This is a genomic window from Streptomyces sp. NBC_00285, assembly GCF_036174265.1.
GTDB lineage: Bacteria > Actinomycetota > Actinomycetes > Streptomycetales > Streptomycetaceae > Streptomyces.
This window is the reverse complement of sequence record NZ_CP108055.1, coordinates 7099168-7113373: the sequence shown is the minus strand read 5'-3', so window position 1 is coordinate 7113373 and position 14206 is coordinate 7099168. Positions and strand designations below refer to the sequence as shown.

The following is a 14206-nucleotide window of genomic DNA, read 5'->3' as shown; positions in this document are numbered from 1 at the left end:
CCGGGCATGCTGGCACCGCCGCCGGAATCGCGACCGACCATCGCCCGGCTCCGACGGTGTACGGAGACGTTCTACGAGGGCTACGGGGGCCTGTCATGCAAGCAGTGGTTCCGCTCGTGCACACCATGGTTCCGCAGATGAAACCCGCGCTCCGGCGTGGCTGGCGCGACCTCAACACCGTTCAGTTCGGGATGACCCCGGCACACGCGATGACGCTGGGTCCCATGGACACGGCGACGGGCAGCTTCCTCGACCTGCTCAACGGCACGCGCGGTCTCGCGCTGCTGCGGGAGGAGGGACACCGTATGGATCTGCCCGAGGGGCATGTCGACACGCTGGTGGACCGGCTCGCGCGGGCCGGCCTCGTCGACGACGCGAACGGCGGCGGGCCGGCCGCGGATGCCCTGCGCGGGAGGAAGGAGGTCCTCGACCGGCTCGCACCCGATCTGGCATCCCTCTCCCTGACCACGTCCGAACCGGGTGAGGCGATGGCGCTCCTGGCCGCGCGCCGCTCACTGCGTGTGCAGGTCAGGGGCGCGGGCCGGGTGGGCGTGGTGCTGGCCACCCTGCTCTCGGGTGCCGGAATCGGGGAGGTCGACGTGCGGGACGGCGGCCGGGTGGAGCCTGGGGACGTGGCCCCGGGCGGACTGCCTGCGGCCTCCGTCGGCGACCGCAGGGACACGGCCGCCCGCCGGGCGGTCTCGGCGGCGGCTCCGGGGCGCCTGCCACGCCACGGCTCCCGGGCCTCGGACGGGGCGGACGATCCCGGATTCGCCCTGGTGATCCTCGCTCCGCGGGACGACGTCGACGTGCACGCCCCCGCCCCGTCCACCGGCGAACCCCTTGTGCGGTCCGGGACACCTCATCTGTACGCGGGAGTGGCCGAGGCCACGGGGGTGGTCGGCCCGTTCGTCCTGCCGGGCGAGACGGGCTGCGCGGGTTGTCTGCACGAGACACGGACCGACCGGGACCAGACCTGGCCCCGGCTGGTCGCCCAGTGGCGTTCGGGCAGCAGGCCGCATCCGGCGCGACCCTGTGATCTGGCGCTGGCCACGACGGTCGCCGGGTTGGCGGCCGCCCACGCGCTCGCCTTCCTGGACGGCCGGGTGCCGTCGAGCGCGGGCGCCCGCTGGGAGGTCTCACTGCCCGGATTGAACTGGCACTCACGACCGGTCTGGCCGCATTCCGCATGCCCGTGCGGGGCCACGGCGAAAGGTAAGGGAGAACACACCTCCAAGAAGGAGGATGCGCACGAGACAATGAAGGAGCAATGGCCGTCGGAGGAGTTGTGCAACAGGGCAACCGCACCGCGGCCGGCTGGGACCTGGAGGGCGCATGTCTGATCTTCCCCGGAAGGCGGTTACCCGTACCGCCAAGCTCGCTGCGCTCCCGCTCGGCTTCGCCGGGCGGGCCACCTGGGGACTCGGCAAGCGGATCGTGGGCGAGTCCGCGGAGATCGTCGGCCGCGAACTGCAACAGCGCACAGCTGACCAGCTGTTCAAGGTGCTCGGGGAGCTCAAGGGCGGCGCCATGAAGTTCGGCCAGGCCCTGTCCGTCTTCGAGTCGGCTCTTCCCGAGGAGGTCGCCGGTCCCTACCGCGCGGCCCTGACGAAACTCCAGGAGGCGGCGCCTCCGATGCCGACCCGCACCGTGCACACGGTGCTGGAGGAGCGCCTGGGCAAGGACTGGCAGGAGCTGTTCGCCGAGTTCGACGACAAGCCCTCCGCCGCGGCGTCGATCGGTCAGGTGCACCGGGCCGTGTGGCACGACGGGCGCGAGGTGGCGGTCAAGGTCCAGTACCCGGGAGCCGGCGAGGCCCTGTTGTCGGACCTGACCCAACTGGGCCGCTTCGCCCGCCTGTTGGGCCCCCTCGTGCCCGGCATCGACATCAAGCCCCTCATCGCGGAAATGCGCGACCGGGTCTCGGAGGAGCTCGACTACGGCCTGGAGGCGCAGGCCCAGCAGGCCCATGCCGAGGAGTTCGCGGACGATCCGGACGTCGTGGTGCCGGCCGTGGTCCACCAGAGCGACCAGGTCCTGATCACGGAGTGGATCGAGGGCGTCCCCCTGTCGGAGGTGATCTCCGACGGCACCCCGGAGCAGCGTGACCGCGCAGGCCAGCTCCTGGCCCGCTTCCTCTTCTCCGGCCCCGCTCGTACCGGCCTCCTCCACGCCGACCCGCACCCCGGCAACTTCCGCCTCCTGCCCGGCGGTCCCGACGGCGAGGAGGACTGGCGCCTGGGCGTGCTGGACTTCGGCACGGTGGACCGGCTCCCGGGCGGTCTGCCCGCCCCCATCGGCGCCTCCCTGCGCATGACGCTGGACGGCGAGGCGGAGGCGGTCTACGACCTCCTGCGTGCGGAGGGCTTCGTGAAGGAGTCGATAGAGCTGGACCCGGACGCCGTCCTCGACTACCTCCTGCCGATCATCGAACCGGCCGAGGTCGACGAGTTCACCTTCAGCCGCAGCTGGATGCGCAGCCAGGCCGCACGGATCGCAGACCCCCGCTCCCCCGCCCACCAGCTGGGCAAACAGCTCAACCTCCCCCCGGCGTACCTGCTGATACACCGGGTGACCCTGAGCACCATCGGTGTGCTGTGTCAGCTGGGCGCGACGGTCCGGCTGCGCGAGGAACTGGAGGAGTGGCTGCCGGGGTTCCTGCCGGAGGACGAGCTCGACGAGGAGGTACCGGCCGCGGAGGCGTGACCTTGGCTCGTCAGCTCGTGTGGAAGTACACGGTCCCCGACCGCCACGGACCGTGCTCGGTCACCTCCGAGGCGATGACGACGTCCTGGATCTCGACCGGCCCCAACTCCTCGATGGAGTCCGCCAGTCGCCGCAGCAGCGCCGGCACACTGTCGCAGCCCGGCCCCTCCGGGTTGGCCTGGGAGAAGTACTGCAGGGACCAGTGCTGTGAGGTGCTCGTCATGGGCCGATCGTAGAGCGGCCCTACCACCAGGCCGAGTCCAGCCGGCCCTCGATGGCCCTGAGGTTCTCCCGAGAGCACGCGTCGCAGAAGTACTGGCGGTCGCCGTTCTCCACGGAACAGACCCAGGTGGGCCGTGGACCCGCAGCACTGGTGCCGCAGCGGGCGCACACGAGGAGCCCCGGCTGCGCCTCGGAACCGCCACCGTCACTGTCGCCGGGATAACTCGTCACCCCGGGGACGATAGCGCCGCACCCGGTCGAGTGCCGCACAACGCACCGCGAGGGCCGGCCCGTTCGGACGGACCGGCCCCCGAGAGGAGCTACTGCCTCCCGTCCGGCTCGGAACTGCACGATCCGGCTCGGTTCGGGAGGCCACCGCTTCAGGTGTGGTCGGACTACTGCATGACGGCCAGGGCGAGCGCACGGCGGGCACGCATCGAGGCGCGCTCGGCACGGCGCTGCATCCGGCGGGCGGTCGCCAGGCGCGATGCCCGGCGTTCCTGCTCGGCCTCCTGCAGCCGGTCGCGCATATGCGCACGAGCCAGGGCTTCTGGGATGAGTTGCATCTCTCGGGTCCTGTTCTGACGCGACTCGGTCGCGCCGATGGTGGTGAAGTCTGGGGTCGCGGAGCCTGCGGGCTCGGTGGTGGACGGCTTCATCGGGGCCTGCTTCTTGGGGTCGTTCGTGAGGGGGCGGTCGATTGTTCCTGTGATGTTCATGCTGTGACCGGGTTCTTGCGCGGACGGCCACGCGGCCGCTTCCGGGCGACGACGACACCCTGGACGAACAGCTCGCCACCCCAGACGCCCCAGGGCTCACGCCGCACCTTGGCGCCGGCGAGGCAGGCCTCCATCAGCGGGCAGGTACGGCAGAGGGACTTGGCGTACTCGACGTCGGCCGGCGACTCGGCGAAGAAGACCTCCGGGTCGTAGGAACGGCAGGGGACGGGTACGCCGAGGTTCTCGATGGCGTCGTCGAGCGCGGTGAGCGCAGTGAGCGGGATCAAGGTGGAGTCCTCCGTGAGACCGGGCGGGGGGAGTGTTTCGGAAGGCGGTACGGACGGGGCGTGCGCTTCGAGTTGCACGGTTGGTTTTCCTCGTCTGGTCGGTCCGGCCCTGTTGGGCCGGTAGTCGGCTTTGGTACCGGGTTCTTTACTTGTCCCGAGGCCCCTTCGCTCCGCTCTCCCCGTTCGGGGAAAACAGAAGGGCCGCGGATCCCGGGTGGGGTTCCGCGGCCCTGAAGGCGCCGGCCTGAGTCGATCAGGCTGGATCACTCCAGGGTTCTGGCCCACGGAAGGCCCACATCTGGTGGTGCTGCGTCGTCTGCTTCCGGGATCCGGCACCGGCCGCCGCAAAGGCATAGGCATGCGCCTGCGCCGCTACTGCTTCCAGTGCCTTCATCGGTCGCTCATTGCGCTCACGGACGGGAAGGACCGCGAGAGAGACGGAGGAGGACGCCGGACGGACGGCACGAATGCCGGACAGACCGGTGCCCAGGTTGGAAACGCCGAGCATGCACGCGGAGACGACCGAGCGATCGGTCATTTTGGCCGGGCTGATGAAGCTGGTGTTGATGCTGATCACTGGAATCGCCTCCTCTCGGCGTCTCGGGGGACCACGGCGCGAGCCGCAGTCCGACGGATATGCAAGTAGAGCACGGAATCGGGGCCTTCGAGAAGGCCTCCGTCCCCGTGGTTAAGAACCTATGGGGATTGCTGGGGCATGCGCAAACTATTTTTCCGACGAGTTGGAATCAGTCCTCGTCTTCTTCCTCCGAAACCTCCTGGCCTGCGCAGATGGCCAGAACATCGGCTCCGTAGCGGTTGAGCTTGCGGATGCCGACGCCCGGGATCCTCGCCAGCTCGTGCTCGTCGTCGGGGACGCCCTCGGCGATCGCCATCAGGGTCTTGTCGGTGAAGACGCAGAAGGCGGGCTGTCCACTGCGCTGCGCCTGCACCGCACGCCAGTCGCGCAGCCGCTCGTAGAGCCCCTCGTCCATGTCGGAGGGACAGTCCTCGCACCTCATGAGCTTCAGGTCGCCCGCGTCGGTGAGCGTGCGCCCGCAGACCCGGCAGCGGGCCGGGACGCGCCGGGTACGCCTCGGAGCGGCGTCCACGGGACTCGCGAGACCGCGCTCGACACTTCCGGCACCGCCCGCAGCGGGCCGTCCCGCGGTGGCCGTGGACCCGGGCCGCAGCCCGTCGAGGAAACGGCTGGGGCGGCGGTTGGGACGGCCGCCGGGCGAGCGGGAGAGCGACCAGGAGACATGGAGGCGCTCCCGGGCGCGCGTGACGCCGACGTAGAGGAGGCGGCGCTCCTCCTCGATCTGCTCGTCGGTCTTCGCGTAGCTGATCGGCATCATGCCCTCGGCGACACCGACCAGGAAGACGGCGTCCCACTCCAGACCCTTGGCGGAGTGCAGGGACGCGAGGGTGACGCCCTCGACGGTCGGGGCGTGCTGGGCGCCGGCCCTCTCGTCGAGTTCGGCCACGAGGTCGTTCAGGGTGGCTCCGGACCGCGCGGCGGCGAAGTCCTGCGCGAGGTTCACCAGCGCGGCCAACGACTCCCAGCGCTCTCTGACGGCACCGGAGCCGGCCGGGGGCACGGTGGTCCAGCCTTCGCTCGACAGCACGGCACGCACCTGGGAAGGCAGGTCGACGGCGTCGTCCAGCCCCGAGTCGTTGCCGCCGAAACGGGCCGCACCCCGGAGGTTGACGATGGCCCTGCGGACCTCGGGCCGGTCGAAGAACCGCTCGGCGCCGCGCAGCTGGTAGGGGACTCCGGCGTCGGCGAGGGCCTGTTCGTAGGTCTCGGACTGGGAGTTGGTGCGGAAGAGAACGGCGATCTCGCTGGCCCGGACGCCCGCGCTCATGAGGTCCCGGATGCGGTGGGCGGCGCCCTCGGCCTCGGCGGGCTCGTCGGTGTATTCGGTGTAGACGGGTTCGGGGCCCGGCCTGCGCTGGGAGACCAGTTCCAGCCGGTGGTCGGCGGCTCGGCCGCGGGCCTGGGCGAGCAGACCGTTGGCGAGGTGGACGACCTGGGGGGTCGAGCGGTAGTCGCGGACCAGCTTGACGACGGTGGCACCGGGGTGGCGGGTGCGGAAGTCGAGAAGATGGTCAGGAGTTGCGCCAGTGAACGAGTAGATCGTCTGGCTGGCGTCTCCCACGACACACAGGGTGTCCCGGCGCCCCAGCCACAGGTCCAGCAGGCGCTGCTGGAGGGGGCTGACGTCCTGGTACTCGTCGACGACGAAGTGCTGGTACTGGGAACGGACCTGTTCGGCGATGTCGTGCCGGTCCTGGAGGATGGCGACGGTCAGCAGGAGCACGTCCTCGAAGTCGATGACGGCACGGTCCCGCTTGAGGTCCTCGTAGGCAGCGTAGAGCTGGGCGATCTCGGCAGCCGCGCGCGGGGTCTCACGGCCGACCTTCGCAGCTGCGAGGGCGTATTCGGCGGGCACGGTCTGGGTCACCTTGGACCACTCGATCTCGCCGGTGACATCCCTCAGCTCGCCCCGGTCGAGGCGGATACGGCAGGCGGCGGCCGCGTCGGCGACGAGCTGGATCTTGCGGTCGACGAGCCGCGGCACGGATCCGCCGACGGCTTTCGGCCAGAAGTACTGCAGCTGACGCAGGGCGGCCGAGTGGAATGTGCGCGCCTGGACGCCCTCCGCACCGAGTTGGCGCAGCCGCCCGCGCATCTCACCGGCTGCGCGGTTGGTGAAGGTGACGGCGAGCACGCTGGAGGGCTGGAGAATTCCGGCCCGCACCCCGTAGGCGATGCGGTGGGTGATGGCCCTGGTCTTTCCAGTTCCGGCGCCCGCCAGCACGCAGACCGGCCCGTGCAGGGCGGTGGCCACCTCGCGCTGCTCGGGATCGAGCCCTTCGAGCACCGCGTCGGCGGAGTCCGGTGTGCGCGGGAAGAGCGTGGAATGCGTTGCTGCTGTCACACGGCCATGCTGCCAGGTCGGTGGAGACGGGTGAGCCGGTTGTCCACAGGGAGGTAGGTGCAGTCGTACTAATGCGGCAGGCGTCGGCGTGCGAGGGCCCCGGGTCGGGAATGTCACCCCGGTCGCATACGTTCCCTCTCTGGACGAGCTCTTCCCCCGAGCCATCGAAGGAGCGCGCGAGACATGCAGGGCACTGTGACGATGTACAGCACCACCTGGTGCGGTTACTGCCAGCGGCTGAAGAAGCAGCTGGACCGCGAAGGCATCGCGTACACCGAGATCAACATCGAGCAGGACCCGGCTTCCGCGGCGTTCGTGGAGAAGGCGAACGGCGGGAACCAGACGGTTCCGACCGTGCTCTTCCCAGACGGTTCGACGCTGACGAACCCGTCGCTGGCGCAGGTGAAGCAGAAGGTCGGCGCGTAGGCGCGGGCGGGCGTGGGCGGTTCCTGAGGCAGCTCAGGGACCGCCTTCTTGTGGCTTGTCCCAGACCACCGTGTAGCGCCACAGCAGTCGGCGCCGGTAGTGGCAGCCGGGCAGGAGGCGTCGGGCAGCACGCCGGGCTTCGCCCCAGTGCATGAGCGAGTCCTCGACGGGCATACCGGTCGGCGCTCGTCTGCCACCCCGCAACCGTCTGAGGAGCAGGCTCGCCAGCAGGCCGCAGCCGCTGAGCACCCGGTCCAGGCGGGTCTTGTTGTACGCCATACCGACGATGACCAGGCGCCCGCCCGGAGCCAGCAGCCGGAGCAGGCCTCCCACCGCCTCCTCGAAGCGCGCATGGTGCACCACCGCGACCGCGCTGACGAAGTCGTACTCACCCTCGGGCAGAGCTGTCCCGTCGAGGTAGTCCGCTTCGAGGAACACGATGTTCCCGGGGGCTGCCGCGCGGGCCTGCCGGATCATCTCCGGTGAGCGGTCCACGCCCGTCACGGACGCGGCCCGTGCCGCGAGTTTGCGGGCCAGCAGCCCGTCCCCGCACCCCACGTCCAGGACCTCGCCGCAGCCTTTCGGTATGGCGCCGAGCACCACCGAGTGGTAGTGGACGTTGTGGTTCCAGTACGGGTCGGGCATGCCGTCCCCTCAGACGAAACTCCTCGTCGGCAACGGCTTTCCGTACCAGAGCTCGATCAGGCGGGCCGCGATCGAGATGCCGTACGGCGGAAGGACCTCGCCGGACTCGAAGGCGGCCTGGAGTTCGTCGCGGGAGAACCAGCGGGCCTCGTGGATCTCGTCCCCGTCGACATTGATGTCCGTCGAGGTGGCGCGGGCCATGAAGCCGAGCATGAGGCTGGAGGGGAACGGCCAGGGCTGGCTGGCGACGTACTCGACGTGACCGACGGTGATGCCGGCCTCTTCGAAGACCTCGCGGCGCACCGTCTGCTCGATGGACTCGCCGGGTTCGACGAAGCCGGCGAGGGTGGAGAACCGGCCCTCCGGCCAGTGCACCTGACGGCCGAGCAGGATGCGGTCCTCCTCGTCGGTGACGGCCATGATCACGGCCGGGTCGGTACGCGGGTAGTGCTCGGCACCGCAGGCCTGGCAGCGGCGGATGTGACCGGCCGCGGCGATGACCGTGCGCTCACCGCAGCGGGAGCAGAAGCGGTGGGTGCGCTGCCAGTTCTCCAGGCCGACGGCATGCACCATCAGGCCCGTTTCGCGCGCGGACAGCAGCAGGCCCGCCTCGCGCAGGCCCGCCGGGCGCGCGGACTGGTCGATGCGTCCGGGCAGGGCGTCCTTCTGGAGCGCGAAGTAGCGGACGCCTTCCTCGTCGATGCCCAGGAAGTAGCGGTGTGCCTCGGTGAGCGGGGCTTCGAAGGCCGGGGTCATGACGAGTTCGGTACGGCCGTCCGTCGTCTCGTCGATGAGGACCTGGCCGCCGGAGACCACGAAACAGCGGGTCGTGGGGTGGCTCCATGCCGCCGCGAGCCAGGCCTCGTCGAGCCGGTGATGCGCGGCGCGGTCGATGCCGCTCGGAGCGGTGAGCGAGACGGGACGGTCGGCGGTGTGATCGGTCCAGGTGGTCACGGGTGCTTCCAACTCCCCCGGTACTGCGGATTGGTTCGGCGTGTGGTGGTTCGGCGGGGCGTGCGGCGGAGGGCGACCGGATCCGGCAGCAGCTTCGCGATGCGGGGCGGCCCTTGTGAGGTGCCCCGCGCGCTACCGGTCGGCGCGGGCCGGTCAGGGCGCATGACTCCAGTGCTCGGCGAGATCACCCCACAGGTACGCGGAGGTCTCGACACCCTTGAGGAGCAGATCGATCTCGACCTTCTCGTTGGGCGCGTGCCAGCCGTCGGAGGGGACGGAGATGCCGAGGAAGAGCACGGGCGCACCGAGGACTTCCTGGAGGTCGGCGGCAGGGCCCGATCCGCCTTCGCGGGTGAAGCGGACCGGCTTGTCGAAGGCACGGCTCATGGCTCGTACGACGGACTTGAGGGCGGGGTGGTCGAGCGGGGTCAGGCACGGGCGCGTGGCCGCGCCGAAGGTGATCTCCAGCCGGATCCCGGCGGGCACCCGGTCGGCGGCCCAGGCGCGAACGGCCTTCTCAATGTGGCCCGGGTCCTGTCCCGCGACCAGCCGGAACGACAGCTTCACCATGGCCGACGACGGGACGACCGTCTTGCTGCCGGGGCCCTGGTAGCCGCCCCCGATGCCGTTGACCTCGGCGGTGGGGCGGGCCCAGATCCGCTCCAGAGTGGAGTGCCCGGCCTCGCCGTGGGTCGCGTGCGACTTGGCGGTGCGCAGCCACTGCTCCTCGTCGAAGGGCAACTCGGCGAAGAGTTCCCGCTCACGGTCGGTCAGTTCGACGATGCCGTCGTAGAAGCCGGGGACGGCCACGCGTGCGTGCTCGTCGTGCAGGGCGGCGACGAGGCGGGCGGCGGCCGTGGCCGGGTTGGGGACGGCGCCGCCGAAGGAGCCGGAGTGGATGTCCTGGTCGGGGCCGTACAGCCGGATCTCGCACTCGGCGAGGCCACGCATGCCGGTGCACACGGTGGGGGTGTCCTCGGCCCACATACCGGTGTCGGAAACGATCACTGCGTCGGCTGCGAGCCGCTGTGCGCGCTCCTCGACCAGGGCGCGGAAGTGCGGGGAGCCGGACTCCTCCTCGCCCTCGATCAGCAGCTTCAGGTGCACCGCGGGGGCGGTGCGGCCGGTGGCGGCGAGGTGGGCGCGGACGCCGAGGGTGTGGAAGAACACCTGGCCCTTGTCGTCGGCCGCCCCGCGCGCGTAGAGCCGGTTGCCGCGGACGACCGGCTCGAAGGGGTCGCTGTCCCAGCCGTCCTCACGGGCGGCGGGCTGTACGTCGTGATGGCCGTAGACGAGGACCGTGGGCGCCGCCGGGTCCTCGGCGGGCCACTCGGCGAAGACGGCGGGCGCGCCCGGCGTCTCCCAGACCTCGACGGTGGGGAAACCGGTCTCCTTGAGCCTGGCGGCAAGCCAGTCGGCGCTGCGGCGTACATCGGGGCCGTGGTCGGGCTGGGCCGAGACGGACGGGATGCGCAGCCATTCGGCGAGGTCGTCGAGGAAGGCGGCGCGGTGCTGCTCGATGTACGTGCGGACGGCGCTGACGGCACTGTCAACGGGATGGCTCATGGTCATGAGCCTATCGGCCCGCACCGACATCCTCGTTGGGCGGTTGCTCACAGTTTGCTTGCGCGGAAGGGTCCGGGTCCTGTGTGAGCAGTCGTTCCAGGGCGGCCCTGTCCGGAAGGTTCCTGGGGCGTACGACTTCTCCGGTGCGCACGTACAGGAAAGTGGCCGTGACCGATTCCACAGGCACACCCTGCTGTTCGGCCCAGGCGAGCCGGTACAGGGCGAGCTGGAGGGGGTCGGCGGTGCGCGTGCGGCTGGTCTTCCAGTCGACGATCTCGTACGTCGTCGCGTCCCCGTCGGTCTGCCGGTAGACGGCGTCGATACGGCCCCGGACCACGCGGCCCGCGATGGCGAGCTGGAAGGGCGTCTCAAGGCGATGGGGGGTGCGGTGGGCGTACTCGGTGCGCTCGAAGGCGTCCTTGAGGCCTTCGAGGTCGCGTTCGTCGGCGATCTCGGCGTCGCTGCCCGGCAGGTCGTCCGGCTCCAGCATGGGCAGGGTCAGTGCTTCGAAGCGGGCTTCGACCCAGGCATGGAAACGGGTGCCCTGACGTGCGGCGGGTTGCGGAGGGCGCGGCATGGGGCGCGCGAGTTCCTCCGCGAGCCCGTCCGGGTCGGCGGCCAGGCGGAGCACCTGCGTCGCGGTGAGCGACGCGGGCAACGGCACTTCGGTGACGGATCGCCGCGCGCGCAGGAGTTCCCCGGTGAGGGCATCGAGGTCACGGTCCCAGGAGGCGATGGTGCGGGCTTCCTCGGGAGTGATGCGGGGGTGCGCTGCACGCGCGTGTGCCCGCGTGGGTGGGCGTTCCGGACCGTGGGCGGGCGGATCCTGCGGCTCATGCTCATCGGGGTGGCCGCGTGGTCCCTCCGTCGCATCGGAGTGCCCGTGCCCGTCGGTGTCCGGGGCCGTGGCCTGGTGCGGGACGGCCGGCCGGGCCGACGTCCAGGAGTCCCAGTCGGCCGGGTCCTCCGCAAGGGGCTCGTCCTCGGGGTCCCCGAGGTCCCCGAAGTCCGGCTCTCCGAAGGCCTGCCGCTCGAAGGCCCGACCCTCGGAGTCCTGTTCTTCGTCGTCCGGCGGCGGGGGCCAGTCCGGGTCGTCGTAGCTGTCCGGGTCGTGGGCGGCCGCGGGATGGTCGTCGGTGTGGGAGGCGAGGGCCTCCAGGTGGGCCAGGACCGTCTCGGCGGCGGCGCGACGACGGGCGAGGGCGGTGTCGTCGAGGGGCAGGGGCCAGACCTGGTCCAGGGTCTGCTGGTGGAGCGCCGGGTTCTCCTCGTCCTCGGCGGGCTCGTCGGCCCAGGACTCGATCTCGCCGTGACCGGCCGTGCAGTGGTCGTACAGGGCCTGGAGGAAGTCGGACGGTCCTCGGGGCTTCTTCTGCGTCGGCCCCCACCAGTGGCCGGAGCCGAGGAGCAGGGAGCGGGGGCGGGTGAAGGTGACGTAGCCGAGGCGGAGTTCCTCGGTGTGCTGGTGGTCCTTCATCGCCTCGTGGAAGTCCCTCATGCCACGCGAGTCCCAGGACGCGATGTCGGGCAGGGTGTCGGTGTCGCCGCGCAGGGCGTGCGGCAGCACCTTGCCCTGGGCGGTCCACTTCTCACGGCCCTTGGCGCTGGGGAAGGTACCGGTGACCAGGCCGGGAACGGCGACGACGTCCCACTCCAGGCCCTTGGACTTGTGCGCGGTGAGCACCTTGACGGTGTTCTCGCCGCCCGGCAGGGCGTTGTCGAGGCCCTTCTCGTACTGGGCGGCCGTGCGCAGGAAGCCGAGGAAGGCGAGCAGGGTCGCCTCGCCGTCGCCCGCGGCGAACGCGGCGGCGACGTCGAGGAAGTTCGACAGGGTCTCGCGGCGGCGGGCCGCCAGCGCGTGCGGGGACGCCGACAGTTCGACCTCCAGGCCGGTGACGGCGAGAACGCGGTGCAGCACATCCATCAGGGGGTCGGCGAGCGAGCGGCGCAGATCGCGCAGTTCGGCGGCCAGGCGCGCGAACCGCACGCGCGCGTCCGGCGAGAAGGGCAGCCCGTCGTCGTCCTCGTCGCTCTGCAGGGGCGTCTCCAGGAAGGTCTCCAGGGCGTCCGCGAGCGATATCACCTCGGCCGGGTCGACCCCCTCGACGGCCTCGGCAAGTCGGCGGTCGGGGTCGTCGTCGCCGTCCACGCGCGCGTGGGACACCAGGCGCCGGGCACGGCGTCCGAGGAGGGCGAGGTCACGCGGGCCGATGCGCCAGCGCGGACCGGTCAGCAGGCGGACCAGGGCGGCGTTGGCGCCGGGGTCCTGGAGGACCTCGCAGACGGCGACCAGGTCGGCGACCTCGGGGAGGTGCAGCAGGCCCGAGAGGCCGACCACCTCCACCGGGACGTCCCGCTCGACCAAGGCGCCCTGGATCTCGGCGAAGTCGGTCGCCGTGCGGCACAGGACGGCGATCTCACCTGGTTCCGTCCCGGTGCGGACGAGATGGGCGATCGAGTCCGCGAGCCAGTCGATCTCCTCCGCCTGGGTGAGCAGGAGGGCGCAGCGCACCAAGCCGTCGCGTTCGGCGCCGGGAGCGGGACGAAGTGCCTCCACGCCCGCGTGCATGGCGCGCAGGGGCTCGGCGAGGCCGTTGGCGAGGTCGAGGAGGCGGCCGCCGCTGCGGCGGTTCTCGCTGAGCGCCTGCCGGGCGGCGGGCCGGCCGTCGGGGTGGGCGAAATGCTCGGGGAAGTCGTCGAGGTTGGCGACGGAGGCGCCACGCCAGCCGTAGATGGCCTGGCAGGGGTCACCGACGGCGGTGACGGGGTGGCCGGTGCCGTCGCCGAACAGGCCTGCCAGCAGGACACGCTGGGCGACCGAGGTGTCCTGGTACTCGTCGAGGAGCACGACCCGGAACTCCTCGCGCAGGACGCGGCCCACCTCCGGGATCCCTGCGAGCCGGGCGGACAGGGCGATCTGGTCGCCGAAGTCGAGAAGGTCGCGTTCGCGTTTGGCGGCGCGGTAGCGGACGACCAGCTCGGCGAGTTCACGCCGGGCGGCGGCCGTCTCGGGGACCTTGCGCAGGGCGTCGTTGGTGAGCTTGGCGCCCTGAAGGCCGAGCAGCAGCTCGGCGTCGTACGTCCGCAACGCCTCGGGGCGTACGAGGTGCTCGGCGAGCTCGGCGTCGAGCGTCAGGAGGTCGCTGACCAGGTCGGCGAAGGAGCGGGTCAGGGCCGGGTAGAGGCCGGGGGCCTCGCGCAGCACACGCGCGGCGAGCTGGTAGCGGGTGGCGTCGGCCAGCAGCCGGGAGGTGGGTTCGAGGCCGATACGCAGGCCGTGGTCGGTCAGCAGGCGGCCGGCGAAGGCGTGGTAGGTGGAGATCACGGGCTCGCCCGGCGGGTTGTCCGGGTCGATGACGTCGGGGTCGGTGACGCCTGCCCTGATCAGTGCCTTGCGGACGCGCTCGGCGAGTTCACCGGCGGCCTTGTTGGTGAAGGTGAGACCGAGGACCTGTTCGGGGGCGACCTGGCCGGTGCCGACCAACCAGACCACGCGGGCCGCCATCACCGTCGTCTTGCCCGAGCCGGCTCCGGCCACGATCACCTGCGGGGCGGGCGGCGCGACGATGCAGGCCGTCTGCTCCGGGGTGAACGGGATGCCGAGGAGCTCCTTGAGCTGATCGGGATCGGTGAGACGGGCGGCCATGTCGGAGAGGCTAGCGGCGCGCACTGACAACCGATGACGAATCGCCCCGCGGGCCGGAAGAAGCGCTGGTCGGCACACATGGTGCGACCCATC

Annotated in this window: 13 protein-coding genes; 3 read left to right on the top strand and 10 right to left on the bottom strand. The window is 71.1% G+C overall.

Annotated elements, in window-relative coordinates:
• Positions 1-125 precede the first annotated feature (125 nt).
• Together OHT57_RS33000 and OHT57_RS32995 are read left to right on the top strand one after the other, a co-directional pair.
• Positions 126-1343, top strand: coding sequence for a TOMM precursor leader peptide-binding protein (locus tag OHT57_RS33000; protein ID WP_328753398.1), 1218 nt, complete (start codon positions 126-128; stop codon positions 1341-1343).
• Entirely contained in the window at positions 1336-2706 is a 1371-nt protein-coding gene (locus OHT57_RS32995; protein ID WP_328750372.1) for an ABC1 kinase family protein, read from the top strand. Before OHT57_RS33000 ends, OHT57_RS32995 begins: the two co-directional genes overlap by 8 nt.
• Before the next feature lie 10 nt (positions 2707-2716).
• On the opposite strand, the gene OHT57_RS32990 is transcribed toward OHT57_RS32995, so the two are convergent.
• From OHT57_RS32990 to OHT57_RS32965, 6 genes are all read right to left on the bottom strand, one after another.
• Positions 2717-2929, bottom strand: coding sequence for a hypothetical protein (locus tag OHT57_RS32990; protein WP_328750371.1), 213 nt, complete (start codon positions 2927-2929; stop codon positions 2717-2719).
• Positions 2930-2949: 20 nt separating this feature from the next.
• Positions 2950-3159, bottom strand: a complete 210-nt coding sequence (locus OHT57_RS32985; protein WP_328750370.1) for a hypothetical protein — start codon at positions 3157-3159, stop codon at positions 2950-2952.
• Positions 3160-3323: 164 nt separating this feature from the next.
• The gene (locus OHT57_RS32980; RefSeq protein WP_328750369.1) at positions 3324-3647 is read right to left on the bottom strand and encodes a hypothetical protein; all 324 of its coding nucleotides are present in this window, start codon (positions 3645-3647) and stop codon (positions 3324-3326) included.
• Positions 3644-4012 (bottom strand): WhiB family transcriptional regulator, encoded by a 369-nt coding sequence (locus OHT57_RS32975; protein ID WP_328750368.1) that lies wholly within the window; start codon positions 4010-4012, stop codon positions 3644-3646. Before OHT57_RS32975 ends, OHT57_RS32980 begins: the two co-directional genes overlap by 4 nt.
• A 175-nt stretch (positions 4013-4187) precedes the next feature.
• A complete protein-coding gene (locus tag OHT57_RS32970) occupies positions 4188-4511 on the bottom strand; it encodes a hypothetical protein (RefSeq protein WP_328750367.1) in 324 nt (107 codons plus the stop codon).
• A 169-nt stretch (positions 4512-4680) separates the two neighbouring features.
• Positions 4681-6876, bottom strand: a complete 2196-nt coding sequence (locus tag OHT57_RS32965) for an ATP-dependent DNA helicase UvrD2 (RefSeq protein ID WP_328750366.1) — start codon at positions 6874-6876, stop codon at positions 4681-4683.
• Positions 6877-7059: 183 nt separating this feature from the next.
• Here OHT57_RS32965 and OHT57_RS32960 point away from each other — a divergent pair, with 183 nt between their 5' ends.
• Complete coding sequence (locus OHT57_RS32960) at positions 7060-7302, top strand: mycoredoxin (RefSeq protein ID WP_030594559.1); 243 nt, start codon at positions 7060-7062, stop codon at positions 7300-7302.
• Positions 7303-7335: 33 nt separating this feature from the next.
• Here the strand turns inward: OHT57_RS32960 and OHT57_RS32955 are convergent, their stop codons facing one another.
• The 4 genes from OHT57_RS32955 to OHT57_RS32940 form a co-directional block, all read right to left on the bottom strand.
• A complete protein-coding gene (locus OHT57_RS32955) occupies positions 7336-7947 on the bottom strand; it encodes a class I SAM-dependent methyltransferase (RefSeq protein WP_328750365.1) in 612 nt (203 codons plus the stop codon).
• A gap of 9 nt (positions 7948-7956) precedes the next feature.
• Positions 7957-8901, bottom strand: a complete 945-nt coding sequence (gene nudC / locus OHT57_RS32950; protein ID WP_328750364.1) for an NAD(+) diphosphatase — start codon at positions 8899-8901, stop codon at positions 7957-7959.
• A 153-nt stretch (positions 8902-9054) separates the two neighbouring features.
• On the bottom strand, positions 9055-10473 hold the full coding sequence (locus tag OHT57_RS32945; protein ID WP_328750363.1) for a dipeptidase: 1419 nt from the start codon (positions 10471-10473) through the stop codon (positions 9055-9057).
• Positions 10474-10477: 4 nt separating this feature from the next.
• Complete coding sequence (locus tag OHT57_RS32940; RefSeq protein ID WP_328750362.1) at positions 10478-14113, bottom strand: UvrD-helicase domain-containing protein; 3636 nt, start codon at positions 14111-14113, stop codon at positions 10478-10480.
• Between the last annotated feature and the right edge of the window lie 93 nt (positions 14114-14206).